This is a genomic window from Curtobacterium uvaldense (assembly GCF_028307415.1).
Taxonomy (GTDB): Bacteria; Actinomycetota; Actinomycetes; order Actinomycetales; family Microbacteriaceae; genus Curtobacterium.
Genome location: NZ_JAQMHU010000028.1, coordinates 1 through 26,967 on the forward strand (window position 1 = coordinate 1; position 26,967 = coordinate 26,967).

At 73.3% G+C, this 26,967-nt stretch carries 25 protein-coding genes; 9 read left to right on the forward strand and 16 right to left on the reverse strand.

Annotated elements, in window-relative coordinates; genetic code table 11:
- Nucleotides 1-134 precede the first annotated feature (134 nt).
- The gene (locus tag PIJ49_RS13845; RefSeq protein ID WP_271826864.1) at nucleotides 135-1,640 is read right to left on the reverse strand and encodes a cryptochrome/photolyase family protein; all 1,506 of its coding nucleotides are present in this window, start codon (nucleotides 1,638-1,640) and stop codon (nucleotides 135-137) included.
- Nucleotides 1,641-1,927: 287 nt separating this feature from the next.
- On the opposite strand from PIJ49_RS13845, the gene PIJ49_RS13850 reads away from it, so the two are divergent.
- A complete protein-coding gene (locus tag PIJ49_RS13850; RefSeq protein ID WP_271826865.1) occupies nucleotides 1,928-2,812 on the forward strand; it encodes an aminoglycoside phosphotransferase family protein in 885 nt (294 codons plus the stop codon).
- 12 nt (nucleotides 2,813-2,824) lie between these two features.
- Here PIJ49_RS13850 and PIJ49_RS13855 read toward each other — a convergent pair whose 3' ends face one another.
- The gene (locus PIJ49_RS13855; protein ID WP_271826866.1) at nucleotides 2,825-3,379 is read right to left on the reverse strand and encodes a TetR/AcrR family transcriptional regulator; all 555 of its coding nucleotides are present in this window, start codon (nucleotides 3,377-3,379) and stop codon (nucleotides 2,825-2,827) included.
- Between the two features lie 69 nt (nucleotides 3,380-3,448).
- On the opposite strand from PIJ49_RS13855, the gene PIJ49_RS13860 reads away from it, so the two are divergent.
- The gene (locus PIJ49_RS13860; protein ID WP_271826867.1) at nucleotides 3,449-4,189 is read left to right on the forward strand and encodes an SDR family oxidoreductase; all 741 of its coding nucleotides are present in this window, start codon (nucleotides 3,449-3,451) and stop codon (nucleotides 4,187-4,189) included.
- A 65-nt stretch (nucleotides 4,190-4,254) separates the two neighbouring features.
- Here the strand turns inward: PIJ49_RS13860 and PIJ49_RS13865 are convergent, their stop codons facing one another.
- A complete protein-coding gene (locus tag PIJ49_RS13865) occupies nucleotides 4,255-5,118 on the reverse strand; it encodes an NmrA family NAD(P)-binding protein (RefSeq protein WP_271826868.1) in 864 nt (287 codons plus the stop codon).
- An 85-nt stretch (nucleotides 5,119-5,203) separates the two neighbouring features.
- Between PIJ49_RS13865 and PIJ49_RS13870 the strand changes: the two genes are divergently transcribed.
- Entirely contained in the window at nucleotides 5,204-5,962 is a 759-nt protein-coding gene (locus PIJ49_RS13870; protein WP_271826869.1) for a TetR/AcrR family transcriptional regulator, read from the forward strand.
- Between the two features lie 25 nt (nucleotides 5,963-5,987).
- Here the strand turns inward: PIJ49_RS13870 and PIJ49_RS13875 are convergent, their stop codons facing one another.
- Nucleotides 5,988-6,530: a hypothetical protein gene (locus PIJ49_RS13875; protein ID WP_271826870.1), complete on the reverse strand. Its 543-nt coding sequence runs from the start codon at nucleotides 6,528-6,530 to the stop codon at nucleotides 5,988-5,990.
- Nucleotides 6,531-6,629: 99 nt separating this feature from the next.
- On the opposite strand from PIJ49_RS13875, the gene pnuC reads away from it, so the two are divergent.
- Both pnuC and PIJ49_RS13885 read left to right on the forward strand, forming a co-directional pair.
- Nucleotides 6,630-7,295, forward strand: coding sequence for a nicotinamide riboside transporter PnuC (gene pnuC, locus PIJ49_RS13880; RefSeq protein WP_066655568.1), 666 nt, complete (start codon nucleotides 6,630-6,632; stop codon nucleotides 7,293-7,295).
- A 74-nt stretch (nucleotides 7,296-7,369) separates the two neighbouring features.
- The gene (locus PIJ49_RS13885) at nucleotides 7,370-8,002 is read left to right on the forward strand and encodes a TetR/AcrR family transcriptional regulator (protein WP_271826871.1); all 633 of its coding nucleotides are present in this window, start codon (nucleotides 7,370-7,372) and stop codon (nucleotides 8,000-8,002) included.
- 64 nt (nucleotides 8,003-8,066) lie between these two features.
- Here the strand turns inward: PIJ49_RS13885 and PIJ49_RS13890 are convergent, their stop codons facing one another.
- The 6 genes from PIJ49_RS13890 to PIJ49_RS13915 all read right to left on the reverse strand — a co-directional run bounded on the left by PIJ49_RS13890 (nucleotide 8,067) and on the right by PIJ49_RS13915 (nucleotide 15,405).
- Nucleotides 8,067-9,293 (reverse strand): ABC transporter permease, encoded by a 1,227-nt coding sequence (locus PIJ49_RS13890; RefSeq protein WP_066655562.1) that lies wholly within the window; start codon nucleotides 9,291-9,293, stop codon nucleotides 8,067-8,069.
- Nucleotides 9,290-10,258 carry an ABC transporter ATP-binding protein gene (locus tag PIJ49_RS13895; protein WP_066655558.1) on the reverse strand — a complete coding sequence of 323 codons (969 nt, stop codon included), beginning with the start codon at nucleotides 10,256-10,258 and terminating at the stop codon, nucleotides 9,290-9,292. The genes PIJ49_RS13890 and PIJ49_RS13895 overlap by 4 nt, the downstream gene beginning before the upstream one ends.
- A gap of 231 nt (nucleotides 10,259-10,489) precedes the next feature.
- Nucleotides 10,490-12,151, reverse strand: a complete 1,662-nt coding sequence (locus tag PIJ49_RS13900; protein ID WP_251154546.1) for a glycoside hydrolase family 13 protein — start codon at nucleotides 12,149-12,151, stop codon at nucleotides 10,490-10,492.
- A gap of 86 nt (nucleotides 12,152-12,237) precedes the next feature.
- The gene (locus PIJ49_RS13905; RefSeq protein ID WP_066655554.1) at nucleotides 12,238-13,143 is read right to left on the reverse strand and encodes a carbohydrate ABC transporter permease; all 906 of its coding nucleotides are present in this window, start codon (nucleotides 13,141-13,143) and stop codon (nucleotides 12,238-12,240) included.
- The gene (locus PIJ49_RS13910) at nucleotides 13,143-14,096 is read right to left on the reverse strand and encodes a carbohydrate ABC transporter permease (protein ID WP_271826872.1); all 954 of its coding nucleotides are present in this window, start codon (nucleotides 14,094-14,096) and stop codon (nucleotides 13,143-13,145) included. The genes PIJ49_RS13905 and PIJ49_RS13910 overlap by 1 nt, the downstream gene beginning before the upstream one ends.
- 10 nt (nucleotides 14,097-14,106) lie before the next feature.
- Nucleotides 14,107-15,405 (reverse strand): ABC transporter substrate-binding protein, encoded by a 1,299-nt coding sequence (locus PIJ49_RS13915; RefSeq protein WP_066655551.1) that lies wholly within the window; start codon nucleotides 15,403-15,405, stop codon nucleotides 14,107-14,109.
- A 134-nt stretch (nucleotides 15,406-15,539) separates the two neighbouring features.
- On the opposite strand from PIJ49_RS13915, the gene PIJ49_RS13920 reads away from it, so the two are divergent.
- On the forward strand, nucleotides 15,540-16,739 hold the full coding sequence (locus tag PIJ49_RS13920) for an ROK family protein (protein ID WP_271826873.1): 1,200 nt from the start codon (nucleotides 15,540-15,542) through the stop codon (nucleotides 16,737-16,739).
- A 24-nt stretch (nucleotides 16,740-16,763) separates the two neighbouring features.
- Here PIJ49_RS13920 and PIJ49_RS13925 read toward each other — a convergent pair whose 3' ends face one another.
- On the reverse strand, nucleotides 16,764-17,774 hold the full coding sequence (locus PIJ49_RS13925) for a threonine aldolase family protein (protein WP_271826874.1): 1,011 nt from the start codon (nucleotides 17,772-17,774) through the stop codon (nucleotides 16,764-16,766).
- 133 nt (nucleotides 17,775-17,907) lie between these two features.
- Here PIJ49_RS13925 and PIJ49_RS13930 point away from each other — a divergent pair, with 133 nt between their 5' ends.
- Together PIJ49_RS13930 and PIJ49_RS13935 are read left to right on the forward strand one after the other, a co-directional pair.
- Nucleotides 17,908-18,828, forward strand: a complete 921-nt coding sequence (locus PIJ49_RS13930; RefSeq protein ID WP_066655527.1) for a metallophosphoesterase — start codon at nucleotides 17,908-17,910, stop codon at nucleotides 18,826-18,828.
- Between the two features lie 81 nt (nucleotides 18,829-18,909).
- Nucleotides 18,910-19,971 carry an NADP-dependent oxidoreductase gene (locus tag PIJ49_RS13935; protein ID WP_081984992.1) on the forward strand — a complete coding sequence of 354 codons (1,062 nt, stop codon included), beginning with the start codon at nucleotides 18,910-18,912 and terminating at the stop codon, nucleotides 19,969-19,971.
- A 76-nt stretch (nucleotides 19,972-20,047) separates the two neighbouring features.
- On the opposite strand, the gene PIJ49_RS13940 is transcribed toward PIJ49_RS13935, so the two are convergent.
- The 3 genes from PIJ49_RS13940 to PIJ49_RS13950 are packed head-to-tail and all read right to left on the reverse strand — an operon-like array spanning nucleotide 20,048 to nucleotide 22,933.
- Nucleotides 20,048-20,890 (reverse strand): ABC transporter permease, encoded by an 843-nt coding sequence (locus tag PIJ49_RS13940; protein WP_066655521.1) that lies wholly within the window; start codon nucleotides 20,888-20,890, stop codon nucleotides 20,048-20,050.
- Complete coding sequence (locus tag PIJ49_RS13945; RefSeq protein ID WP_066655518.1) at nucleotides 20,877-21,866, reverse strand: ABC transporter ATP-binding protein; 990 nt, start codon at nucleotides 21,864-21,866, stop codon at nucleotides 20,877-20,879. Before PIJ49_RS13945 ends, PIJ49_RS13940 begins: the two co-directional genes overlap by 14 nt.
- On the reverse strand, nucleotides 21,863-22,933 hold the full coding sequence (locus tag PIJ49_RS13950; protein WP_081985322.1) for a LolA family protein: 1,071 nt from the start codon (nucleotides 22,931-22,933) through the stop codon (nucleotides 21,863-21,865). The genes PIJ49_RS13945 and PIJ49_RS13950 overlap by 4 nt, the downstream gene beginning before the upstream one ends.
- Before the next feature lie 150 nt (nucleotides 22,934-23,083).
- Between PIJ49_RS13950 and PIJ49_RS13955 the strand changes: the two genes are divergently transcribed.
- The gene (locus PIJ49_RS13955; protein WP_209684959.1) at nucleotides 23,084-24,739 is read left to right on the forward strand and encodes an FGGY-family carbohydrate kinase; all 1,656 of its coding nucleotides are present in this window, start codon (nucleotides 23,084-23,086) and stop codon (nucleotides 24,737-24,739) included.
- On the opposite strand, the gene PIJ49_RS13960 is transcribed toward PIJ49_RS13955, so the two are convergent.
- Both PIJ49_RS13960 and PIJ49_RS13965 read right to left on the reverse strand, forming a co-directional pair.
- Complete coding sequence (locus PIJ49_RS13960) at nucleotides 24,637-25,179, reverse strand: ribose-5-phosphate isomerase (protein WP_209684960.1); 543 nt, start codon at nucleotides 25,177-25,179, stop codon at nucleotides 24,637-24,639. The genes PIJ49_RS13955 and PIJ49_RS13960 overlap by 103 nt on opposite strands.
- Nucleotides 25,176-26,915: a dihydroxyacetone kinase family protein gene (locus PIJ49_RS13965; RefSeq protein WP_271826875.1), complete on the reverse strand. Its 1,740-nt coding sequence runs from the start codon at nucleotides 26,913-26,915 to the stop codon at nucleotides 25,176-25,178. The genes PIJ49_RS13960 and PIJ49_RS13965 overlap by 4 nt, the downstream gene beginning before the upstream one ends.
- Nucleotides 26,916-26,967: the final 52 nt, after the last annotated feature.

Genomic DNA, 26,967 nt, shown 5'->3' on the forward strand with positions numbered 1-26,967 from the left:
TGGGGGGGGGTGGGGGGGCGGGGGGGGGGGGGGGGGGGGGGGGGGGGGGCGCCCCGCGCCCCCCCCCCCGGCGCGCCCCCCCCCCCCCCCGCCCCCCCCCCCCCACGCCTGGTCACGACGAGACGCGGGGCCGGTCAGGGCGTGCCGCGCCGCGCCTCCTGGTCCACCACCTCGTCGAGGTCCGCCAGCTTCCGCATCTGCTGCAGCGGCCGCGCCATCCGGTTGTTCTCCCGCAGCGCGGGCTCGGTGCGCGACAGGAACGCCCAGTAGCCGGCGGTGAAGGGACACGCGTCCTCGCCGAGCCGCTCGGTCGGGTCGTAGCGGCACCCGCCGCAGTGGTCCGACATCCGGTCGATGTAGCGGCCACCGGAGGCGTACGGCTTCGTCGCGACCATCCCGCCGTCTGCGTGCTGCGACATCCCGATGATGTTCGCGGGCATCACCCAGTCGGTGCCGTCGACGAACACGTCGGTGAACCACTCCGTGAGGTGGACCGGGTCGTAGCCCCGCTGCAGGGCCCAGTTGCCGAGCACCATGAGCCGTTGGATGTGGTGCAGCCAGCCGTGGTCGTGCAGGCCCTCCAACGCGGTGGACAGGCAGACCGCGTCGATCTCGGCCGCGTCGAGCTCCTGCCACCAGCGGGGGAGCCGCTCGTGTGCGCCGAGGGCGTTCTCCTCGGCGCCGTAGTCGTCGCCGAACCACCAGTAGAGGTGCCAGACGTAGTCGCGCCAGCCCGCGACCTGGCGGACGAAGCCCTCGACGCTCGCGAGCGGGGCGTCGTGGTCGCGGTGCGCGGTGAGGGCTGCCTCGACGACCTCGAACGGGTCGAGCACGCCGAGGTTCATCGGCACGCTGAGCAGCGAGTGCGCCATGGTCCAGTCGTTCGTCAGCGTGGCGTCCTCGAACGGCCCGAAGTCCCCGAGCCGGACCTGCACGAAGTCGTCGAGGGCCTGCCGGGCCTCGTCGGCGGTCACGGCGAAGCGGCGGGTGTCGTCCCTGCCGACGAAGCGGACGAGGCCGTCGCGTTCCCAGCGGTCGAGGTCGTGGCGGACCTCGTCGTCGATCTCGTCCTCGGTCGGCCACCACGGATCGGGCAGCCCGAGCGTGGTCGCTCCCCTGGGCGGTGGTTCCCGGTTCTGGTCGTCCAGGCTGAACCTCCCGCCGATCGGCTCGTCCGAGTGCATGAGCCAGCCCTCGCGGCGGCGGACCCGCTCGTAGTGGGTCTCCATCCGGAAGCGTCCGGTGCGCTCGGCGGCCCACTCGGCGAACTCGGCCTCGTCGGTGATGAAGCCGCGGCTCGGCAGGATCTCGGTGCCCCTGCCCCAGTGCCGGACCTGCGCGCGCAGGGTGCGGGAGGGCGGGTCGACCACGTCGAGGTCGTCCCGGCCGACCAGGGCGTCCTTGAGGCCCTCGACCCGCACGTGCTCGGCCCGGTCGCCGAGCTCCCGCACCCGGTGGCGGAGGGCGCTCAACCAGAGGTGTGCCTTCGCACGGTGCATCGGTCGGGCGGTGAAGAACTCGCGCGCCTCGACCACCAGCGCGGGGCCGCCGTCGTCGAACAGCGGTCCGTACTGCCCCGGGAGGACGAGCCGGGTGCGGTCGGTGCTGCCGGCGTCGGTGCTGCCGTGGTCGGGTGCCATGCCCGGACGCTACCGGCGGCGTGTGACGCCCGGCTGACGGCGCGTGTGCCCCGGCGTCGGCGTCGGCGGCCAGGGCTGGCCCGGCGGCCGCGTTCCGGTCGCACGACGTGCCGCTCGTGTTCGGCGGGCGCGGCACGTCGTGCGACCGGAACGGCCGCCGACGGCACGTCGTGCGACCGAGGGCCGCCGACGACCGGCGTCGGCGACGCCCCCTGCACGGGTCGGACTGGAGGCCCGGATCGCCCCCGCCCCGCCACCCCCGTCCCGGCGCTCGGTACGCTCCGAGCATGTGGCCGACCGAGCAGGACTGGCGTGCGTCCGTCCCGCGTCTGCTCGCCCGCGCGGTCGAGCGCTGGGACCTGCGCCCCGGCGAGCCGTACGCGGGCGGCAGCGTCTCGCACGTCGTCCGAGTGCGGCTGCCCGACGGCGGCGATGCCGTCCTCAAGCTGTCCCTGCCGCACCGCGAGGCCGAGCACGAGGCAGCAGCGCTCGGGTGGTGGGACGGCGCCGGGGCGGTCCGCCTGCTCGCCGTGGACCCGGACGACCCCTTCGTGCTGCTGCTCGAGCGCTGCGACCCCGGCACCCGCCTCGTGCAGCGTGACGACGTGCCGGCCGAGGAGCGCCTGCGCACCGCGGGTGGTCTGCTCACGCGGCTCTGGGCGACCGGGATCCCGGACGACCACCCGTTCGAGTCCCTCGCCGACGTCGCCGCGGAGTGGGCGGCGCTCGCCGAAGCCCGGATGCTCGAGCTCGCGCCACCCTTCGACCCCGGACTCGTGCGCCGCGGCACCGACCTGCTCCGCACCCTGCCCCGCGACGCCCCACGGTCGGTGGTCGTGCACGGGGACGCGAACCCCGGCAACGTGCTCGCGGCGGTCCGGGAGCCGTGGCTCGTCACCGACCCGAAGCCGATGGTCGGCGATCCGGCCTACGACCTGAGCCCGGTGCTCGTGCAGGTCGGCGACCCCTTCCGCACGGGCGACCCCCTGCGCGCCGTCCGGCACCGGGTCGCCGTGCTGTCGGACACGACCGGCCAGTCCCCGGACCGCATCGCCGCCTGGTGCACGGCGCGGCTGGTCGAGTCCGCCCTCTGGTCGGTGAGCAGGGGAGCGCTCGGCGACGGTGTCGACGCGATGGCCCGTGCTGCGGTGGTCGACGGGCTCGGCGCCTGACCACCGCGGGGTTCACCTCCGCGGGAGCCCGGCGACGTAGGCCGTGAGCACCGCGTTCGGATCGACGGCGGCGACCGCGCCGACCCGGTAGAGCAGCAGGGCGTCGACGATCCCGACGAGGTCCCGTGCGGAGCCGTCCGGGTCCACGACGCCGATGCCGTCGAGCAGGGTCCGTGCCGCTCGGACGAGGTCGTCACGCACCGGGTCGGCGCCGGTCAGGGGAGCACGCAGTCCGGGGTCGTCGCGCAGTTCGACGAGGAGCGCGAGCCGGGCGGCCTGTGCATCGCCGCGAGCAGCGAGTGCGTCGAGGAACCCGGTGGCGACCGCGACGACCGAGGCGTCGTCCGGGTCCTCCGGCAGCTGGAGTCCGGCGACGTCGGACGCCAGCTGCTCGGTGATCCGCGCCGCCACCAGCGCGAGCAGTGCGTGCCGGGTCGACGCGTAGTACGTCGTCGACCCGGGCGGGACCCCTGCCTCGGTGTCGACGCCGCGGTGGGTGAGCGACCGCGCGCCGCCGCGCGCCACGAGGCGGACCGCCGCGTCGGCGAGGTCGTCGCGTCGTCCCAATGGCTTCCCCTCTCGGCCAGGACATCGTACTGTTCTCTACATCTGTAGAGGATCGATCGGGAGGGTGTCGTGCGCGCAGTCGTCGTCGGCGGGGGAACATCGGGTCGAGCGATCGGAGCGGCGATCGCCGCGCGGGGCTGGGCGGTGCAGGTGTCGTCGCGGCGGACGGGGTTCGACGTCCTGCGCGACGACGTCGCGGCTGTGCTCCGGGGTGCCGACGTGGTGGTCGAGGCCACCGGTCGCTTCACGACGAGCCGCCGACGAGCCACCGACTTCTTCGTCCGGTCGACCACCGCGGTCGGTTCGGCTGCCGCAGCGGTCGGGGCGCGGCACGTCCTGCTCTCGGTCCTCGGGTGCGAGCGTCCGGAGGTGCAGGGGTACGGCTACTTCGCCGGCAAGGCAGCGCAGGAACGGGCCGCCGCGACGACCGGTGCCGAACTGTCGGTGGTGCGCTCGACGCAGTGGCACGAGTTCGCGGAGCAGAACGCCGAGCGTTTCGGTGTCGGTCGCGTCGCGCTGGTCCCGGCGATGACGATCGCTCCCGTGGCGCTGACCGCGGTGGCCGCCGTCGTGGCGGAGGTCGTCTCGGGTGAGCGCAGGGAGCGATGCGTCGAGGTCGCCGGGCCGCGGCGGACGACACTGCTGGCGATGACGGAGTCGCTGCCCGCTCCCGGCGTCCGTGCGCTGCCGCTCCGCATCCCCGGTCGGCTGGGGCGCGCGTTCCGCGACGGTGCGCTCCTGCCGGACGTGGGTACGGAGGTGGTCGGACCGTCCTTCGACGAGTGGCTCACCGCGCGGTCGCGCCACTGATGCCGGTCGGCTGGTCGGCCGGGGCGTCGCGCTCGCGGCAGGCCGACCGGCACGACGGCGTCCGCTCAGCGCGTGCCGGCGACGACGGCGTCGAGTGCGTCGTGCGCAGACCGCGGCTCGCGGCCGAGCAGCGTCCGGAGCGTCGGGTCCGTCCCCGCGAACCACCCTCCGGCCGCTGCCTCGTACATGCCGAGCAGGAACCGGACCATGCGTTCGTCCTGCCCCGCCGCGACGGCGCCGTCGACCCACTGTTCCGCGTCGACGAGCCGGAAGCCGACGTCGCGACCGACGCGCTCGGCCAGCCGGTCCGTCAGCTCCTCGAAGGTCGGTGCCGCGGTCGCGGTGATGGTCACCGGCCCCTCGGTCGGCGTCTCCTGCAGCAGCAGGGCGGCAGCCGCCTCGGCTGCGTCCTCACGGGCGGTCCAGGACACCGGTCCGTCTGCCGGCAGGGTGACCGTCCCCGTCTCCGGCCACGGCCCCAGCAGCCACTGCAGGCTGTGGGCGTAGAAGCCGTTCCGGAGCGAGGTCCACCGGAGGCCCGACTCGGCGAGCAGGTCCTCGGTGGCGGCGTGGTGCTGTGCCGGCACGAACGGGGACGCCGCTCCCGCGCCCTGGTGGCTCGTGTAGAAGACGTGTCCGACGCCGGCGCTCGCCGCGGCCTGCACGGCGTTCCGGTGCTGCCGGACGGTGTCCCCTCCCGGGTCGTTCGACGAGACGAGCAGCAGGCGGTCCGAGCCGGCGAAGGCCTCGACCAGGCCCGCCGGGTCGTCGTAGTCGCCGTGACGCACCGTCACGCCGCGCTCGGCGAACCGCGCGGCGCGTGCGGGGTCCCGTGTCACCACCGTGAGCCGGGATGCCGGGAGGTGGTCGAGGAGGTGGTCGGCGGTGGCGCCGTTGAGTGCGCCGGTCGCTCCGGTGATCGTGATCATGGTGGCCTCGTTCGTGTTAGCGGTGGAAACACGAGAACCGTAGCGCTGGTTTTCGGTGGAAGCAAGCACCTGTTAGCGTTGATCCGTGACCAGTACCGCACCGGCGATCGACTCCCGTCGCGACGTCCGCGAGCGCATCGTGGTCGGCGCTGCGGAGCTCCTCCACGACGGCGGTGTCGACGCGGTGACGACGCGAGCGGTCGCCGCACGGGCAGGAGTGCAGGCGCCCACGATCTACCGGCTCTTCGGGGACAAGGACGGACTGCTCGACGCGGTCGCCGAGCACGTCATGACGGTGTTCAGCGCCGAGAAGGCCGCGATGGTCGACGCCGCCGGAGCGGACGGGACGGACCCGGTCGAGGCGCTCCGCGCGGGATGGGACGCGACCATCGCCTTCGGGCTCGCCAACCCCGACCTGTTCGTCATCATGAGCGACCCGCGTCGCGGGCGAGGGTCACCCGCCGTTGCGGCCGGGCTGCGTGTGCTCGAGGAACGGTTGCGACGGGTCGCGGTGGCCGGACGTCTCCTCGTCGGGGCGTCGGAGGCGGTCCGGCTGGTGCACGCGGCCGGTACCGGTGCCGTGCTCGCGATCCTGGGCGAACCGGAGGGCCGACGCGACCCTGCCCTGGCCGAGACGGTCTGGGCCGCGGTCGAGGCGCAGGTCGTCGTCCCCGAGCGCGACGTCGTCGCCGGTCCCGACCGGGCGCTCCGCACCGCGGCGTCGACCCTGCGCGCCGGCGTCGAGGAACTCGACCGACTGACGGCAGCCGAGCGCGCTGTCCTGGCGGAGTGGCTCGACCGCGTGGCGGCGGGGCGTCGGGAGTCCGACTCCGGACGAGCCTGACCGTCCGACCTGCGTCGGACGCAGCTCAGTCGGTCGCGCCCCTCGGCGGGTCCACGAGCAGCGCGACCCGGTCCCGCAGGTAGTCCTCGAGCGGCACGGCGGTCCCGGAGGTGGGGGACCAGCGGACGACCGGTTCGCCGTCGACCACGGCGAGCACACCATCGGCCCCGACGAGCGAGTCGTCGAGCGGGATCGGCACCGCGCCGTGGTTGACCGTGTCGCCCGCGGCGAAGTGCCCCTTCGCCGCGGCCGCCCGGTAGGCGCGGCGCACCTCGGCGGAGACCGAGACGAACTGCTGGCGTCCGGGGTCGGTCACGCGGGTGATCTGTCCGGTCGCCCAGACCCCGCCGGCGGTCTCGGAGGACGATCCGAGCAGCAGGGCTCCGACGCGCCAGACCCGGCCGAGCGAGCGGATCGTCGGCTCCCGACGGATCCCGAGGACGGCGCGGGGCTCGACGTACTCGCCGAGGGCCTCGTCGCGGACGCCGGCTGCCCGCAGGCGCGCGGCCGCGTGGTCGAGCAGGGTCTGCACTCGCCGCACCGCGTCCTCCACGAGCCCGTCCGTCACGCTGCCCGAGCCTAGACCGGCACGTCACACGGGGTCGCGCGGCCGGAGGAATGCGCCCGCTGCCCGTACGGTTGCACGGTCTCGGAACGAGGAGGGCCCATGGGCATCGTGCGGTGGTTGTTCGACGCGCAGCTCGTCATCGGCGATCAGACCGTGCTCTGGCGCGAGGTGATCGGCAACGTGTTCGGGCTGCTCAGTGCGCTCGGCGGGATGCGTCGCAGGGTCTGGGCGTGGCCGGTGGGGATCCTCGGGAACGCCCTGCTCTTCACGGTGTTCATGGGTGCGCTCTTCGACACCCCGAACCCGGTGAACCTGCTCGGCCAGGCCGGCCGACAGGTCATGTTCATCGTCGTCAGCGTCTACGGGTGGTACCGGTGGACGCACCGCGCGGACGAGGCGACGACCGTCGTCGAGCCGCGGTGGGCCTCCTGGTCGACCCGGGGGCTGCTGGTGCTGGCGCTGGTGGGCGGCACCGCCGTCCTGACGCCCGTGTTCCGGGCCCTCGGCTCGTACGAGCCGGTCTGGAGCGACGCCTGGATCTTCGTCGGGTCCGTGCTGGCGACGTACGGCATGGCGAAGGGCTGGGTCGAGTTCTGGCTGATCTGGGTCGCGGTCGACCTGGTCGGGGTGCCGCTGCTCTTCTCGGCCGGCTACTACGCGTCCGGGCTCATGTACGTCTTCTACGGCGCCTTCACCCTGACCGGGTTCTTCGTCTGGGTACAGCAGGGGCGCAAGCCCTCGGCGGCGCCGGTGACGGTGGGCTGACGCGCTCGACAGGTGTTGCCTGACCCCCGCACTGGGTGGAGACACGCCGGGGCCGGGTGCGGTGGACTGTCGGGATGGCAGACATGCACGGCGGGTCCGTCGAGGACGACGCGTCGCTGGCCGAGCGGATCGTGCGCGGGGCGATCCGGGCCTACCGGCTGCACCCGTTCCACGAGGTCGACGCCGGTACGGTCGCCGAGACCTGCGGCGTGGACCGCACGGTCGTCGACCGGCTCTTCCCGACCTGGGACGGACTGCTCCTGGTGGTCTACGACCGCTGGCTGCAGCTCCGCGGATCCCGCCGGTCGTCGGTGCCGCGGTGCACGCTCGAGCACGTGCGGATGACCCTGGCCGAGGACGTCGCCGACCCCGGTCTCGTCCGGGTGCTCGCGGGCGTCGTGACCCTCGCCGCGTCCGAACGGGACTTCGCCGGCTTCTTCCGCAAGCGCTTCGAGGAGTACGTCGAGGAGCTCACCGTCGGGCTGCAGCGCGACGTCGACGCCGGTCGGGAGACCATCGGCATCCCCGCCCACCAGGCCGCGACCCAGTTGCTCTCGGTCTACGAGGGACTCCAGCTGCAGATGCTCGTCCGGCCGTACCTCGACGTCCTGGTCGAGTACGACCGTGCCGTGCACACGCTCCGGCACGGCTGGCGTGAGCCCGAAGCCGTGGCCTGGGACGTGGACGAGGCGCTCGTCCGCGGCTGACCCACGAGCGGTGCCGCCGTCGACACCCGTCGGCCCGTCGACGACCCGCGTCCGTCGGACCGCGTCAGCGTGCCCGGGCTCGGCCCCGGCGCCAGCCGGCGATCTGGCGCACCGTGACCTTCGACCCGTACTGCGCCACCGAGTGGCGGAACAGGTACTCGGCGAACCAGAGCAGCACCGCGGCCACGGCGAACACCTCGACGATGCAGACGACGGACTCGACGACGGACAGCGATCCGACGGCGTTCCGGACCATGGCGGTGATCGGCGTGAAGGTGGGGAAGTACGTGAAGAACGCCGCCACCGGCGACGACGGCGTCGTCATCACGAAGAACGCCGCGTAGAGCGGGATGATCAGGGCGAAGATCGCGGCGGACTGCAGCGTCGAGGCGTCCTTGATCGAGGGCACCGCAGCGCCGACGGCGACGAAGAGCCCGCAGGCGAGCAGCACCCCGCCGACGAGCAGCAGCGCACCGACGACCATCCGCCACGGGTCCACCGTCAGGCCGCCGAGCCGCGACGCGACGAGGGGCAGTGCGACCAGGGCGACCGCGAGCCCCGGCAGCACGACGACCCCGACCTGCACGAGCCCGACGAGCAACATGGCGAGGACCTTGCCCCGGATCAGGTCACCGGCCGTCACCGCGGTCAGGATCATCTCGGAGATGCGGTTCTCCTTCTCCTCGACCACCACCGTCACCATGCGGGTCGCGAGCAGGATCACGATGCCGAAGAACGCGAGGGCGTAGAGCAGCGGCGGGACGATCGACAGCCAGCCCGGGGCGACGCGGCCGTCGGCGTACGTGGTCAGGTCGGTCGACGGCGGGGCGCGGAGGAGCGCGACGGCCTCGTCGTCACCGACCGAGGCCGCGACGCTGCGTTCCAGCACCCGCTCGGCGAGCGAGGAGTAGCCACCGTTCTCGAACAGTCCGCGGTCGGCGGCATCCAGCCGGATCGCCTGCGCCGACGGCTTCTCCGGGTACTCGACGAAGAGCTCGAGCGTGCCCGCCCGGACGGCCGCGCGGTCGGCGGCCGGGTCGTCGGACGGCGACCCGCCCCACTCGGCCGCGACCCGCGCCGACACCAGGCCCGAGTGGTCGACGTACCGGAACGAGGTCTTCGCCGCCGAGGCGCTCGACGAGATCGAGTCGGAGCCGGCCGCCTGTCCGACGCCGACGAGCACCGAGACCAGGACGACGACGATCGGGAGCGCGAGGGTGCCGATCCAGAACGCGGGCTTCTTGACGGCGCGGACGAACTCGAAGCGCACGACCGTCCCGAGCCGACTCACGCCGCCGCCCCGCTCGCGGTGGTGTGCTGCGTCGACGCCCGGCCGGCCGGGGCCTGGTCGGCCCCGGCGTCGTGGCCGTAGACCTGGACGAAGATCTCGTCGAGCGGGATGCGGCGCATCTCGAACGCGGTCACGTGCACACCTGCGCCGACGAGCGCGGCGAGGATGTCCGACCCGTCCACCGCGGCTGCCTCGGTGGGCACCAGGTGGGCGACGTGACCCTCGTGCCGGGCGAGGCGGTACAGGGGAGAACGGGGGACCGTGCCGGTGAGCTGCACCCGGGCGACGGCGCCGCCGAAGGCGTCCTGCACGTCGGGGATGCTGCCGTACGCGGCTGCCCGGCCGTCCTTGAGCAGCAGGATGCGGTCGCAGAGGCGCTCGACCTCGTCCATGTGGTGCGTGACGAGGACCACGGTCGCGCCGTCCGCCTTCCGCTCGTCGACCAGGTCGAGGAGCAGCCGACGGTTGACCGGGTCGAGCCCCTTCGTCGGTTCGTCGAGGATGAGCAGGCGCGGTCGGTCCATGATCGTGATGCCGAGCTGCACCTTCTGCTGCTGCCCGCCGGACAGCTTGTCGACACGGAGCTTCGCGCGGTCGGCGAGCCCGACGCGCTCGAGGTACTCGGTGCTCCACGCCGCGGCCTCGGTGCGGCGGAGGCCCCGCAGCGTGCCGAAGTAGGTCATGACGTCGAGCACGGACTCCTTGCGGTACAGCCCGCGCTCCTCGGGCAGGTACCCGATGCCGCCGGTCGCGGGTCGGTACGGTGCGCCGTCGACGAGCAGGGTGCCGGAGGTCGGCGTCGTGATGCCGAGCAGCGCCCGGATCGTGGTGGTCTTGCCCGATCCGTTGCTGCCGAGCAGCCCGAAGGTCTCGCCGGGGGCCACGTCGAACGACAGCCCGTCGACGACGTCCCGGTCCCCGAAGCGCATGACGAGGTCCCGCACGCTGATGCTCGCGCCGCTCATGCTGCCGACCCTACCGGCGGCCGCCGCGAGTTCCGCCCGCCCGTTCCTTCCCATCGCACGTGCCGTGGGAAGCGAGAACGGGCGTACCTGGTCGAACGGTTCGACCCGGTACGCCCGTTCCCACCTGGTACGCCCGGTCCTGCCCGGTGGGCGACGACCGAGGTGACCACACGACGGACGGGAGGCGCGGTGCCTGCCTGCACCGCGCCTCCCGTCCGCCACCGGGTTCCGTCAGGAACGCAACCAGGCGGTCCCCACACCCGACAGTGCGCCGTCTGCCACCGGCGCGGAGGCGAGCAGCAGCTCGCCGGCGGGGAGTGCGTACGGCTCGTCGCCGAACACCGTCACGCTCGTCCAGCCGTTCGGCCGGCGGAACGCGAGCACGTCGTCGCGACCGGTCTCGAGCCACTCGAGGTGCTCCTCGGACTGCAGCTGGCCGCGCAGGCCCAGGGCCTTCCGGTACAGGTTCAGCGTCGAGTCGGGGTCGGCGTCCTCCGCCTCGACCGAGACCTGCGCGAACCACGCCGGCTGCGGCAGGTGCGAGCCGCCGTCGCCGAACCCGAACGACGAACCCTGCCGCGTCCACGGGATCGGCACGCGGCAGCCGTCACGGCCCACGTCGACGCCCGGGTTCCGGAAGAACGCCGGGTCCTGGCGCTCGGCGTCGGGGATGTCGCCGACCTCGTGCAGGCCGAGTTCCTCGCCCTGGTACAGGTACGCGGAGCCGGGCAGTGCGAGCTCGAGGAGCGTCGCCGCCTGGGCCCGACGGAGTCCGAGCGATCGGTCGAGCGCCGCCTGGTCACCGCCCGCGAGCAGCCACGCGGACCCCTGCTTCTGCTCGTCGCCGTTGCGGGCGGGCAGTGCGTAGCGGGTGGCGTGCCGGACGACGTCGTGGTTCGAGAACACCCACGTCGTCGACGAGCCGGACTGCTCGGCGAGCCCGAGGTTGAACTCGATGATCGTGCGGAACTGCTGTGCGTCGAAGTCCGCCTCGAGCAGGTCGAAGTTGAACGCCTGCCCGAGTCCCTCGGCGCTGGCGTACCGGGCACGGCGGTCGGCTGCGACCCAGGCCTCGGCGACGGCGGTCCGTGCCGGGGTGTACTCGTCGAACACCGTGCGCCACTCGGCGTAGATCTCGTGCACGTCGTCGCGGTCCCACAGGATGTGCGAGCCGTCCTTCGGGGCGGCGAGCACCTCGGCCCACGTGGGCAGCTCGCCCGCGGGCAGGTCCTTCGCCAGGCCGTGCGCCACGTCGATGCGGAAGCCGTCGACACCACGGTCCGACCAGAAGCGCAGCGTGTGCAGGAAGTCGTCGCGCACCTCGCGGTTCGCCCAGTTCAGGTCGGGCTGCTCCGTCGCGAAGTTGTGCAGGTACCACTGGCCGTCGCCCACGGCGGTCCAGGCCGGGCCGCCGAAGATCGACACCCAGTCGGCCGGCGCCTCGGACCCGTCGGGACCGGTGCCGTCGCGGAACACGTAGCGGTCCCGGGCCGGGCTGCCCTTCGGCGACGCCAGCGCCTCGCGGAACCACTCGTGCCGGTCGCTCGTGTGGTTCGGCACGATGTCGACGATGACCCGGATGCCGGCGCCGTGCAGGGCATCGACCATCTCGTCGAAGTCGGCGAGGGTGCCCAGACGCGGGTCGACCTCGCGGTAGTCGTCGACGTCGTAGCCGCCGTCGGCCAGTGCGGACGGGTAGAACGGGCTGAGCCAGACGGCCTCGATGCCGAGGGAGGCCAGGTACGGCACCCGCGAGGTCACCCCGCGGAGGTCGCCGATGCCGTCGCCGTCCGCGTCGGCGAACGAGCGGGGGTACACCTGGTAGACGCTCGCCTGGCGCCACCAGGTCTCGGCGTCGATGGCGGCTGCGGGCTGGACGAGCGTGTCGGTCACGTCGGGCCTTTCGTTGTTCGTGCGGGTGGTGGTCGTGGTCGTTGCAGCTGCGTTCGTGTCCGCGGTCGCGGACTGCGACGGCGGGGTCACTTGATCGCGCCCTGGGTCACGCCGGCCATCACCCATCGCTGGGTGACGAGGTAGACGATGATCGCCGGGGCCATCGCCATCAGGTACGAGGCGAACGACACGTTGTAGTTGTTGCTGAACTGCGTCTGGAACATCTGCTGCAGCACCGGCAGGGTCTGCAGCGCCGGGTCCGAGGTGATCAGCGACGGCATCACGAAGTCGTTCCAGGACGCCAGGAACGCGAAGATGCCGACGGTGGCGCTCATCGGCGCGAGGAGCGGGAACACCAGTCGCCAGAACACCTGCCCCGTGCTCGCACCGTCGATGCGGGCACTCTCCTCCAGCTCGGCCGGGATCGAGCGCAGGAACGCGGTGAAGAGCAGCACGCTGAACGACAGCTGGAACATGACGTGCAGGATCGCGACGCCGAACGGGTTGTCCAGCCCGGCGAGGCCCGTGAGCTTCACCTGCGACAGTGCGAGCACCGGGAACGGCAGGAACATCGCGGCGAGCAGGTAGAAGAACGACCAGCGGAAGAAGCGGCGCTCCCAGTTCCGGGCGATGGCGTACGCCGTGAACGACGCGAGCAGGATCGTCCCGACGACGGTGATCGCCGCGATGAGCACCGAGACGCCGAACGCCCGCGGGAAGTCCGTGAGCTCCCAGGCCTGCACGAAGCCGTCGACGCTGAACGGCGCCGGCAGCGAGAACGCGTTGCCGTCCACGGCCTGCGTCGTGGTCTTGAACGCCATCGTCACGGTGACGTAGAGCGGGACGAGGACGGACAGGGTGCACAGCGCGAGGACGATCGTGACCGGCCAGTTGAACCGTTCACCGCGGCGTCCGGCGGTGCGGTCGGCGTCGACCGACCGGATGCTGCCGGTCGCCGTCGTGCCCGGGCGGAGGGGTGCTTGCATGGTCATCAGAGCGCTGCCTTCCCGCGGGTCGCCCGCAGCTGGATGACGGCGATGACGACGGCGATCACGAAGAAGATCGTCGCGTTCGCCATCTGGTACGCGTAGTCGCCGCCGCTGAAGCCCTTGAAGATCGACATCGCGACCGTCGTGGTCGAGGTGCCCGGGCCGCCGTCGGTCAGGCCGACGACGATGTCGTACGAGTTCAGGAAGTTCTTGAACCCGATCACCAGGTTGATGAGGATGTAGCCCGCCGTCAGGGGTGCGGTGATCGAGACCAGCTGCCGCCAGGCGCTGGCACCGTCGAGCGCCGCGGCCTCGTACACCTCGCCGGGGATCGACAGGACGCCGGCGATGTAGATGAGGAGCGTCGACGGGATCGCCTGCCAGGCGGTCACGACGACGATCGCGACCCACGCCAGGTCGGGGTTCGCCAGGATGCTCTGCTCGAGCGGGGCGATGCCGAGCGTGGTCGCGAGCGCCGGCAGGCTGTTCGCGAAGAGGAACGAGAACACGTAGGCGATGACGATGCCGGAGATCACCATCGGCAGGACGAAGATGCCGCGGAGCGCGATCTTGCCGCGGATCTTCGACGTCAGCGCGATCGCGAGCAGGAACGCCACGGCGTTCACCAGGAGCACGGTGACGAGCGAGAACCCGATGGTGAACAGGTACGCCTGCAGGATCGCGGGGTCGGAGAACACCGCGACGTAGTTCGTCAGGCCGGTGAACCGGAACTCGCCGAAGCCGACGGAGTTCGTGAAGCTCAGCACGATGCCCATCGCTGCGGGGAGCGTGATGGCGAGGGTGAAGAGCACGAGCGTGGGGACGAGGAACAGGAGGAAGAGCGGATCGACGCGCTTGGCGCGTCCGCGGACGCCGGCCTGGAGGCGCGGTGCGGCTCCGCCCCGGCGGCGGCGGCGGTCCGCCGTCGTGATCGATTCGGTGGTCGTGGTGGCCAAGGTCGTCTCCTTACGCGGCCGACCGGAGCGCGAGCCGCGCCCAGTCGCCGTCGAGGGTGCGGAGTTGCGGGTCGGGCGCACCGCCGAAGGCGATGGACTGCAGGTAGTTCGCCACCGGGATCTCGGCGGGGATGAGCTGCGAGGCGCCGAGGTAGAACGCGGCCTGGTCGTACGAGTCCTGCATGCCGCGGAGCGCGGGGTTCGAGACCGGAGGAGAGTCCTTCCGCACACCGAAGCCGTTGTTGTCGGCGTTGTACCGGTCGCTGATCTCCGGGCTCATCAGGAAGGACAGGAACTCGCGGGCGGCCTCCTGCTTCCGTGAGGCCTCGGGGATCCAGAGCCCGAGGTCGACGTTGACGCGCACCTTGTTGTCGGCGGGGTCGTCGGTCGCCGGGAACGGGAAGGTGCCGAGGTCCATGTCGGGGTTCGTCTTCGCGATCTCGCCGAGCGCCCAGGGGCCCTGTAGGTACATCGCCGCCTTCCCCTGCGCGAACGCGAGGTTGCCGTCGCCGTAGCCCCGGCTGGCGGCGCCCTGCTGGTGCCACTGCAGCAGGTCCACCATGCGGCCGACGGGAGCGGCGAAGTCCTTCTCGAACGACACCGCCGACCCCCTGCCGACCGAGGTGCCCTCGCGGTCGAGCGCCGCGAAGGTCGACGGCACGTCGAGCATGCCGCCCACCGAGTAGTCGAACATGCCCTGGGCGATCGTCCAGTTGTCCTTGTACGTGCCGTACATCGGGGTGATCCCGGCCTTCACGAGACGCTCGCACACGTCGGTGAACGCGCTCCAGGTCGTCGGCACCTCGAGACCCTGCTGCGCGAACAGCTGCTTGTCGTAGATTACCGACGCGGCGGTCACCGAGTAGGGCAGGACGCTCGTCCGGCCCGGGTAGTCGGCGGTCTGGCGCATCAGGGGCCAGAGGTCGGGGTTGATCGTGTCCTTCTCGGGCAGGTCGGACAGGTCGGTCAGGGCCCCGTGCTCGACGAACGACACCATCGCGTAGTTGTAGTTCAGGCACCCGAGGTCCGGCGGTCGGTTCCGGACGAAGTTCGCGGACATGTTCGACGTCGAGTCGCGGACCACGCGGATCGTCGACTGGCTGTCGTGGAACTTCGCGATGACGTCGTCGAAGTACCCGATGACCTCGGGCTTCGACACGTAGAAGGTGATCGTCTCGGGTCGGCTGCTCGATCCTCCGAGCGGGGCGCACCCGGCGAGTGCCAGGCCCGCGCCGATGCCGCCCGCACCGAGCAGGAACCCGCGGCGGGTGACCCCGGCCGTGCTCCTGGTGGTGGCGTGTGCTTGCACGTCGTCTCCGTCCGTCCGGACCCGGCGTCCCTGCCGTTCCGACTCGCGTGCCGGCGTCGGTGTCGGCTCGCGCGACTAAATGTACTCAGAAAATCTAATCGCGCAAGCAAGTCGCGTCGCGGTAGGGTCGGCGCATGCCACAACGCCGTGTGACCCCCCGCGCGACCAGCGCCGAGACGGTCCTGGCGTACGCCCTCGAGCCGTCGTCCGGTGCCTTCACGGCGACCGAGGCGATCGACGCCACGGGGCTGACCCGCTCGACCGTCCTCGCCGCGTGCGCGGAGCTCGTCCGGCTCGGTTGGCTCCGCGACCTCGACGACGCCCGCACGGCAGGGGAGTACCGGAAGGGCCGGCCCGCCCGGCGCTGGGAACTCGTCGCGGACGCGGGGGTCGTCGTCGGCGTCGACGCGGGGCAGCACCGCGTCACCGCGCTCGTCGCCGACCTGCGGGGCACCGTCCTCGCCCGCGCCGAGGGGGCGCTCGGCGAGTCCGGGCTCGAGGTGCCCGTCCGGCTCAGTGTGACGACCGACACCGTCGCGGCGGCACTCACCGCGGCCGGCGTGGACGCCGCCCGCGTGCTCGTGACGGTCGTCGGCATCCCGGCTCCGGTCGACGCGCTCGGTGCGTCACCCCGCGACGGCGGCTTCTGGGACAGCATGAACCCGGGCTTCTCGGACGTCGTGCCCCACGGTGTCGTCGTGGTCGAGAACGACGCGAACGCCGCCGCGCTGGCCGAACGGCCCTCGTCGGGGGACGCCTCGTTCGCGGCGCTGCTCTCGGGCGAGCGGTTCGGCGCCGGCCTGGTCGTCGACGGCGCGCTCCTCCGTGGTGCCCGGGGCGGTGCCGGTGAGCTCCGGGTGCTCGACCTGGTCGACGGGGTGGCCTCGTCGAACGGCATCGGGCGCACCGCCCGCGAGCTCGTGCGTGAGGCGCGGGCCGACGGGCGCATCGGTCCGGCCTCCCTGCTCGGCGGCGTCGAGGAGCCGGGCGCCGAGGCGGTGTTCGCCGCCGCCGCCCTGCTCGACCCGGTGGCGCTCGAGGTCGTCGACCGCCTGGGGGACCGCCTCGCCCGGGTCTGCGTCCTGCTCGCGAGCCTGCTCGACATCGACCGCGTGGTCGTCGCCGGTGCGATCGCCGACGCCGCCGCTCCCGTGATCGAGCGGGCGCGCGAGCACCTGGCTGCCTGGGAGTACGACCCGACGCCCGAGGTCGTGCCGTCGCGGCTCGGCGGCGACGTCGTGGTCCTCGGCGCCGTCGCGCGTGCGCTCGACCTCGTGCACGCCGACCCGCTGGCCTTCCCGCTGCCCGCCGAGACCCCCGCCGTCGCGACCTGACCGCCGATCCGCTCCCGCCGGCCCTCAGCGGGGGAGCGCCGCCAGGACCTCGGCGGCACGGGCGGCCTGCTCGGCGCTGACGTCGAGGTGCGTCACGAGCCGGACGTGCCTCGGGCCGAGCTGCATCACCCGCACGTCCCGCTCGGCGGCCGCGGCCACGAAGGCTGCCGGATCGGTCACCTCGGCGAAGACGATGTTCGTGTCGACGGTCGCGGGGTCGACGTCGAGCGCGGACGCGAGCACCCGGGCGTTGGTGTGGTCCTCGGCGAGACGGTCGACGTGGTGCCGGAGCGCGTACCGGCCCGCCGCGGCCAGGAAGCCCGTCTGCCGCATGCCCCCGCCGTAGCGCTTCCGCCAGGTGCGGGCCGCGGCGACGTGCTCCCGGGAGCCGACGAGCACCGAGCCGACCGGCGCGCCGAGCCCCTTCGACAGGCAGACCGACACGGTGTCGAACCCCGCGGCGAGGTCGCGCAGCGCGATCCCCGACGCGACGTGGGCGTTCCACAACCGGGCACCGTCGAGGTGCACCGCGATGCCGTGCTCCCGCGCGAACGCCTGCACGGCGTGCACCTCGTCGACGGGCTGCACGGTCCCGCCACCGAAGTTGTGCGTGTTCTCGATCGCGATCGCCGTCGTGGACACGCTGTAGGCGCCGGCGTTCGGCTCAGCCACCTCCGCGACCGCCGCCGCGACGAGGCGTCCGCGCTCCGAGGGCCACGTGCGCGTCGTGATGCCGGAGAACACCGCCGCGGCACCGAGTTCGGCGCGGACGACGTGGGCCCGGACGTCCGCCAGGAGTTCCTCGCCCGGCGCGACGTGCAGCCGCAGCCCGAGCTGGTTCGCCATCGAGCCGGTCGGGGTGAAGAGCCCGGCTTCGTGGCCGAGCAGGTCGGCGACCTCGCGCTCGAGGGCGTTCGTCTCCGGGTCCTCGCCGAAGACGTCGTCACCGACCTCGGCGTCGGCCATCGCTCGGCGCATCGCAGGCGTCGGGCGGGTCACGGTGTCGGAGCGCAGGTCGATCGGAGCGTCGGTCACCGGGCAACGCTAACCCGCCGTCCGGTCCGTCGATCACCAGGCAACACCGACCCGCCGTCCGGTCCGTCGATCACCAGGCAACACCGACCCGCCGTCCAGTCCGTCGATCACCGGCGTCGCTACGGTGAGGCCCATGCAGCCGCCAGCAGCCGGGACCCTCCGCATCCTCCACCTCTCCGACACGCACCTGACCGGTGACGGTGCCCTGCACCAGGGGTCGGTCGACACGACGGCGGCGTTGGACGCGGTGCTCGCGCACGTCGACGGGGTCCCGGGCGTCGGCCTGGTCGTGGTCTCGGGGGACGTGTCCGAGGACGGGAGTCCCGCGTCCTACCGCACCGCTCGCGAGCGGATCGGCGCCTGGGCGCAGCGGCACGGCGCCGCACTCGTCCTGGTCCCCGGCAACCACGACCTCCGCGAGGGCTTCCGCCAGGTCCTCGCGAACGGCCACGTCCTCGGGGAGGGCGGCACGCCGCTCGCGCACACGATGGAGTACGTCCCGCCGTCCGTGCCGGTCTCCGGGCAGTCGGTCGTCGCCGGCTTCCGCGTGGTGACGGTCGACACGAGCGTCCCCGGTGCCGGCTACGGCGCGCTCAGCGACACCGCGCTCGAGCGACTCCGCGCGGCGCTCACCGGCGAGCCCGTCCCGCACGGCACGGTCGTCGTGCTCCACCACCCGCCGGTGCCCTCGCCGACCTTGCTGCACGAGGCCCTCCGCCTGCAGGACCCCGAGGACCTCGCCGAGCTCCTCGACGGCTCGGACGTCCGGGTGGTGCTCGGCGGGCACCAGCACCACCACAGCGCCGGGTCGCTCGCCGGCGTCCCGGTGCTCGTCGCGCCCGGGGTCGCGAACGACACGGACGTCGTCGGACCGTACGCCGAGGAGTCCGCCCACGTCGCCCACGGCGCACTGGTCGTCGACGTCGCCACCGACGGCTCCGTCTGGTCGACACCGGTCCGCGTCCCCGACCCGGACCGCGACGTGCTCGCCTTCGCGCTCGACGCCGAGACGGTGGCACGGATCGCGGAGCAGGCGGGGCCCGCCGCGCGCTGACGGCGCCTGGTACCCCTCGCTCACGGACACCGTTCCGGCGTCGCGAGTACACCGGAGCCATGCCCACGGAAGGAGTCCCCCATGCGCATCGGTAGTGCAGTGCAGTACGACCGGTACGGCGGGTTCGACGTCGTCGACCTCGTCCCGCAGGAACGTCCCGAGCCCGGACCCGGCGACGTCGTCGTCGAGGTCGTCGCCGCCGGCCTGAACCACGTCGAGCGGTTCCTCCGCGAGGGGAAGCTGCGCGACCACATCGACCTCGAGTTCCCTGCCCACCAGGGCGTCGACTTCGCCGGCATCGTCCGGGCCCGCGGCGCCGAGGTCCGTGACCTCAAGGTCGGCGACGAGGTGATGGGCCACGCGCCCGAGGGCGGTGCCCACGCCACGTGGATCCGCGTGCCCCGCGGTGCGGTCGTGAAGAAGCCCGAGCACGTCGGGTGGGAGGTCGCCGGCGGCCTCTACCTGGCCGGCGCCACCGCCGCGACGATCGTCCGCGGACTCCGTCTCGGGCCCGACGACACCGTCGTGATCTCCGCCGCTGCCGGCGGTGTCGGGCACATCGAGTGCCAGCTGGCGCACGATGCCGGCGCGACCGTCATCGCCCTCGGCAGCCCGCGGAACCACGACTACCTGCGGCAGATCGGTACGCTGCCGGTCGCGTACGGCGAAGGCGAGGAGGACCGCATCCGGCAGATGGCGGCCGGCCGGCCGATCACCGCGTTCATCGACAACCACGGCGGTGGCGGTGCAGCGGACCTCGCATCGCGGCTCGGCGTGCCGTCGGAGCGGCTGGTGACCTCCGAGCACCGCCGCGACGTCGAGATCCGGTTCCTGCGGGCACCGGCCGACGACGAGGAGGCCCGTGACCTGCTCACCCTGCTCGGCAAGGCCGTGCAGGACCGCCGCGTGCAGGTGCTCATCTCGGGCTTCTACCCGTTCGAGTACATCGTCGACGCCTACGAGGACCTGGCCGAGATGCGCTCCCGCGGCAAGGTCGTGATCGGCATGCAGACGGTGGAGACCGGTGCGCGACTCGACTGGTACCGCTCGGAGAAGGCGCGTGACCTGCGCGACCGCTACGCCGATGCACGAGGCGCGGACACCGAGACGATGGCCGGCGGGTCGGCGAGCCCGGAGGCCTGAACCACACGCGCGACGATCGGGCCCGGTCTCCGGCAGGAGGCCGGGCCCGATGCGTGCGCGGGAGAGCGTGCGTCGGCTAGCTGAGGACGTCCTTCGTCGCGAACCGTCCGTACGCCAGCGCCCCGAACACGGCCACCCAGCCGAGCTGCAGCAGCGCGTTCGCCCCGAAGGAGTCGAACGCGATCGGGTCGCGGAGCAGGTCGCCGAAGCCGAGCCACAGGTGCGAGAACAGGAACGGGTGCAGCCAGTCGAGCTGCGGGAGCTGGTCGAGCACCTGCGACACCCCGGCGAGCACGACCGTCGCGGCCATCGCCCCGACCGGCACCGTCGTCAGCGTCGAGGCGAAGAGCCCGATCGCGGCCAGCCCGAGCATCGACAGGGCCACGTACAGCGCGAGGAGCAGTGCGCGGCCGGCGTACGACCAGCCGCCGACCTGCGTCCCCGACAGCAGGGTCACCGGGCCGATCGGGAAGAGCAGTGCGCCGATCGCCGCGCCGACGAGCACGACGAGGAGCGTCGCGGCCAGGCAGAACGCGACCGTGGCGGCGTACTTGACCAGGATGAACCGCAGGCGGCCGGTCGGGGCCACCAGCAGGTAGCGGATCGTGCCGTGCGACGCCTCGCCCGCGACCGTGTCCCCCGACACGACCCCCACGGTCAGGGGCAGGAACAGCGGGATCGACACGGTGAGCGCGGTGAACGCGACGAAGAGGCCGTTGTTCGTGATGTCCCCGAGGAACGCGGGACCACCGGAGTCACCGTCGGTGGTCAGGCGCACCGCGATCGCGATGAGCACCGGGACCAGGGCGAGGGCACCGAGCATCGCCCAGGTCCGGCGGCGCCGGAACAGCAGCGCGAGCTCCGACCCGAGCAGGGCGAAGGGGCGGACGGGACGGCGGACGGGCTCAGGCTGCGACATCGAACCCCTCTCCGGTGAGCGCGACGAACAGGTCCTCGAGGGTGCCGCCGCCCACCGCGACGCCCCGGACCCGGACGTCGGCACGGACGAGGTCGGCCGTGACGGTCTCGGGCAGGACGTCGTCGGGCAGGTCGGCGACCAGGACGTCCGCACCGGTGTCCCGACGCGGGGAGAGCCCCAACCGCACGAGCACCGCCGAGGCCTCGCCCACGTCGGGGGTCCGGACGGTCAGGGTCCGTCCGCCCGTCGCCCGGAGCTCGTCGAGGGACCCCTGCGCCACGAGGCGCCCGCTCCGCATCACCGCGGCGTGCGTGCAGACCTGCTCGATCTCGGCGAGCAGGTGGCTCGACACGAAGACCGTGGTGCCGTCGTCGGCCAGCGAGCGGATGAGGTTGCGGACCTCGCGGGTCCCCTGCGGGTCGAGGCCGTTCGTCGGCTCGTCGAGCACGAGGAGGTCACGCGGCGCGAGCAGTGCGCCCGCCAGGCCGAGGCGTTGCTTCATGCCGAGCGAGTAGGCGTGTGCCTTCTTGTCGGCGGCGTGGCCGAGCCCGACGCGGTCGAGCGCCGTCGCGACACGGTCGTGGCGGGTGCGCGGGTCGGAGGTCGGGTCCGCCGCGTCGAACCGCTGCAGGTTCGCCCGACCGGACAGGTACGGGTAGGCGGCCGGACCCTCGACCAGCGCGCCGACGCGGGGGAGGACCTCCTGCAACGCGCCCGGTACCGCACGACCGAGCACCTCGATCGTGCCGCTCGTCGCCGCCGACAGGCCGAGGAGCATCCGGATGGTGGTGGTCTTGCCGGAGCCGTTGGGTCCGAGGAACCCGAAGACCGATCCGCGCGGGACGGCCAGGTCGATGCCGTCCACGGCGCGCTGCCGGCGGAACACCTTGACGAGCGACTGCGTCCGGATCGCGAGGTCGGGAACGGACCGGCCGGGCTCCGTCGCTGCCCGGTCCGGCTGCGGGGCTGTCGTCACTTGGCGGCGGTGACCAGCGCGGACACCGGGACGGCGCCGGCGAACACCCGGCCGTCGTCCGCCAGGTAGACCGACACGAGCGACGTCTGCAGTGCGCGGCCGCCGTCGACGGGCTTCGTCACCTGGTCGAGGAGCGCCGAGGCGTCGGAGTCCCGACCCGGTCCGGCGGTGTCGCCGGCGGGCAGCTCCACGACGCTGTCCCACCCGGAGCCGGTCACCGTCGGTCCGACGCCGCTCCGGTCGTCGCCGTGCGCCCGACCGCCCTGCCCGTGCCGGTGGGCGTCCGAGAGGTCCTTCGTCGTGACCTCGGCGCCGGACGGCGGGGTGAAGTCGAACAGTCGAGCGTCGGGCGCGCCGTAGTCGAGGCTCGTGAACCCGACCTGGAACGCCGGGTCCTGCTGCCCGGCTGCGGTCACGGTGACGCGCAGGGGCAGCCCGGTCTGCTGGTCGACGGCGAGCCGGACCGAACCGACCAGGGTGTCGTCGGACCTCGGCGTCAGGGTGACCTGCCATGCGTCGTGTCCGGCGACGCGGACCGTCGTCGGGTCGGACACCCGGGTGCTCGGGGTGATCGCGTCGACCGCACGCTCGGCCGCCTGCGCCGGCGTGGTCGCGCCGGCGGTGGGGGCGTCGGCGTCCGCGGGGAGCGTCAGGTGCACCGCAGTGCGCTCCTTCGAGTCCCAGGTCCACACGTCGGACCCGTTCCGGACCACGTCCTGTTCCGCGAGCTGCTGGGTCAGCTGGAAGCGCTGTTCGTCCTCGCCACCGACGTACACCCGCGCGGTGTGCGCGGCGGTGAGCAGTCCGAGCACGTCGGACGCGTCGCCCTCGAGCGAGGAGCCGCCGCTGCCCGAGGGGAGCTCCGGCAGCCCGAGGTCGCTCGTCTGCGCGAGCGTGCCGGAGTACTGGGCGTCCCGGGACCCCGCGATGCTCGCGAGGACCTCGGCCGCGGTGGGGTCCGAGCCCGCCACCGGTTCGGCAGCGGCGTTCGCGATCACCGGCGCGGCGATGACGCCGGCGACGACGACCGGCGCGATCGCGGCGGGCAGCCAGGCTGACTTCTGCATCGTGTCCCCTTCGGTGGAGCGGTGGGTCGCGAGCACCGTACGTCGGGCTGCCGACAGTCGGCTGGGCGTCCGCGGCTGTCGTCCCGGTGCCCGGCACTCGTAGGATCGGTCCGCCCGGCGACGGGACGACACGGCGGCGAAGGAGACGGCATGCGCGCGGTCCTCGGACTGGACATCGGTACCTCGAGCACGAAGGCGCTGCTGGCCGGGTTCGACGGCAGGGTGCTCGCCGAGGGCTGCCGGGAGCACAGCGTCGACCGCCCCGTCGAGGGGCGGGTCGAGATGGACGGCGACGCCTGGTGGGCCGAGTTCGTGGACCTGACGACCGAGCTGCTCGCGCGGGTCCCGCACGCGCGGGTCGAGGCGGTCGGGGTCAGCGGCATCGGTCCGTGCGTCCTGCTGTCGGACCAGGACGGACGGCCGCTGCGGCCCGCGATCCTCTACGGGGTCGACACCCGCACGGCGGACATGCTCGACGAGGTCGCGGCGGAGCTCGGCGGTGACGACGCCGTCCGTGCCCGGTGCGGCAGCGGGCTCAGCACACAGGCCGCCGGGGTGAAGCTCGCGTGGCTCGCCCGGAACGAACCCGACACGTGGCGTCGTGCCGGACGGTTCACGATGCCCTCGTCGCGGATCGTCGAGCAGCTCACCGGCGAGTACGTCCTCGACCACCACTCGGCCAGCCAGACGACCCCGCTGTACGACGTCCACGCCGAGCGCTGGATCGACGACTGGTGCGCGCGGCTCGCGCCCGGTCTGCGGATGCCGCGGCTGCTCTGGCCCGGCGAGCGGGCCGGTGACGTGACGGCCGCCGCGGCCGCAGCCACGGGCCTCCCGGCCGGGATCCCGGTGATCGCGGGGACCATCGACGCGTGGGCCGAGGGGGTCAGCTCCGGCGTCCCCGCGCCGGGGCGGGTGTTCCTGCAGTACGGGTCGACGATGTTCCTCATCGCGCCCACCGACCGACCGACGTCGGTCCCGGGTCTGTGGACCACGGTCGGGACCCGCCCTGGGCAGCCCTGCGTCGCGGGGGGCACCGCGACCTCCGGCGCCGTCACCGACTGGCTCCGGCGGCTCGTCGACGGCGACCGCGCAGCACTCCTCGCCGAGGCGCGGGCCGCCGGTCCGGGCGCCGGGGGACTGCTCGTCCTGCCCTACTTCGCCGGGGAGCGGACCCCGATCGCGGACCCGGACGCCCGCGGAGTGGTCGCCGGGCTGACGGTCCGGCACACGCGTGGTGACCTCTACCGCGCGACGCTCGAGGGGACGGCCTACGCGGTCCGCCACAACCTCGAGGTGCTGGGCGGGGCCGGCATCGACGTGCACGAACTCGTCGGCGCCGGCGGCGGGGTGCTCGGACGACTGTGGCCGGAGATCGTGTCGGACGTCACGGGGCTCCCGCAGACCATCCCGTCCGTCACCACGGGGGCGTGCTTCGGCACGGCGTACCTGGCCGCGCTGCTCGTCGACGGCGCGGACCGCGTCGACATCCGCGCCTGGAACCCGCCGGCGGTCGTCATCGAACCGGATCCGGTGGCCTCCGAGCGGTACGACCTCGGGTACCGGGACTACCGGGAGCTCTACGAGGCGACCGTGCCGGTCGTGCACCGGTTGGCGCGCCGCCAGCGCGACGACGGGACCGCCACCGCACCAGCCGGTCCGGCGGGTGCGCTGGCGGTCCCGAGGGGGCGACCGGCGTCAGGTCACGCGGTGGCGGTGACCCCGGCGTCGGTGCCGGCTGCGCCTCCGGCGTCGGTGCCGGCTGCGCCTCCGGCGTCGGTGCCGACGGGCGCGGAGCCGTCGTAGCCGCAGATCGCGGCGACCTTCTCCGCGCTCGCGCTCGACGGGTCGAACGTGTACCCGAGCCACTCCTTCGCCATCCGCCGGGCGACCTCGATGCCGACGACCCGCTGGCCCATGCAGAGCACCTGGGCGTCGTTCGACAGCACCGACCGCTCGACGCTGAACGAGTCGTGCGCCGTGACGGCCCGGATGCCGGGCACCTTGTTCGCGCTGATCGCGACGCCGAGCCCGGTGCCGCAGACCAGGATCGCCCGGTCGGCCTCGCCGTCGGCGATCATCCGGGCGGCGTCGACGGCGACGTGCGGGTACGCCGTGTGGCCGTCCGCGTCGACGCCCACGTCGACCACGCTGGCCACGCGGTCGTCGGCCTCGAGGTCCCGCTTGATGACCTCCTTGTAGTCGAAGCCCGCGTCGTCCGAGCCCACCAACAGTCGTAGCGTCATGCGTCCACTCCTTCGCGTCGTGCGCGGTCGGCGAGCACCTCGCCGATCCGTGTGAGGACCATCCCCATCGAGGTGGCGCCCGCATCGGGCGTCCCCACGCTCTTCTCGGCCAGGGGTCGGGCCCGCCCGACCTTCGGCCGCAGGTCCGCCGTGGCCTCCGCCTGCTCGACGGCGACCCGCGCTGCCGTCCGCCAGGCCGCCGGCAGGTCGGCGCCGTCGTCGACCGAGGACCGCAGCTGGTCGACGAAGGGCAGCAGTGCGTCGAGCAGCGTCTTGTCGCCGCGGGCCGCGCCGCCCAGGTGGACGATCGAGTCCGCGAACGCCTGCGCGGCCGCCACGACGTCGGTCGGACCGTACGTCTCCCGGTCGTCGCCGAGCGCACGACCGAAGGACTCGAGGGCCGCGCCCCAGAGCACACCGGAGGTCCCGCCGGCGGACGCCGCCCAGGCGTCGCCCGCCCGACCGAGCACGAAGGCGACACCCGCGGCGGGGTCGGTCTGCTCGACCGACCGGCGGGCCGCCGAGACACCCTTGACCATGCCGCGCCCGTGGTCGCCGTCGCCGGCGACCGCGTCGATGCGCCCGAGGGTCTCCTCGTGCTCGCGGAGCAGCGCATCCATCGCCACCACGGCTGCGCGGGCGGTCTCGGCTGCCCGCCGGGAGGCCTCGGTCGCGTCCGGCACGACGGTCGCCTCCGCCTCGGCCTCGGCCACCGCGTCGGCCGGCACGAGCGCCGCGACCGGAGCGGCGACCTTGCGGTACGCCGGCGTGTAGGCGTCCGCGCGCCAGTACTGTTCGAGCTCGTCGTCGAGGAACTGCAGTGTGAGCGAGCAGCCGCCCATGTCGAGGCTGGTGACGAGCTCGCCGACCTCGGGCTCGACGACCTCGAGCCCGGCGTCCTCGAGGAGCGGCAGCACGCGGCCCCAGAGCAGGAAGAGCTCCTCGTACTTCGTGTCGCCCAGGCCGTTGAGGATCGGTGCGACCCGCGGCCCGGCGCCCTCGGGGCGTTCTGCCACCAGTCGCTCGACGAGCAGTGCGGCGAGCTCCCGCGCGGGCAGCACCGGGACGTCCCGGATGCCCGGCTCACCGTGGATGCCGAGCCCGAGGCCGAGGTGTCCGTCCGGGACGGAGAAGAGCGGTTCGGTGGCGCCGGGCATGGTGCAGCCCGAGAACGCGACGCCGATCGTCCTGGTGGCGGCGTTCGCCCCGGTGCCGACGCGCTCCACCTCGTCCAGGTCGAGTCCCGCCGCCGCGGCGGCACCCATCGCCTTGAAGACCGAGAAGTCGCCGGCGATGCCCCGCCGCTGCGCGACCTCGTCGGCGCTCGCGACGTCGTCGGTGACCACGACGATGCGCGTGTCGATGCCCTCGGCGCGCAGGCGCTCGGCGGCGAGGCCGAAGTTCATCGTGTCACCGGCGTAGTTGCCGAACGACAGCACGACGCCGCGGCCCTGGTCGGCGGCCTTGGCCACCGAGTACACCTGGGCCGCGGACGGCGAGGTGAAGACGTTGCCGACGACGGCGCCGGTGGCGAAGCCGGGGCCGACGACGCCGCAGAACGCGGGGTAGTGCCCGGACCCGCCGCCGACCACGACGGCGACCTGCCGGTCGGCGCCCTCGGTCGGGAGGGCGACCACCCCGCCGTGCACGCCGCGTACCCGGTCGGCGTACAGGGCGAGCCAGCCGGCCAGCTGGTCGTCGGCGAAGTCCTCGGGGTCGTCGTGGATCGTGGTCATGGCGTGCGTTCCTGTCGTGCGGTGGACCGGGGTCCGGTGGATGGGGTCAGGA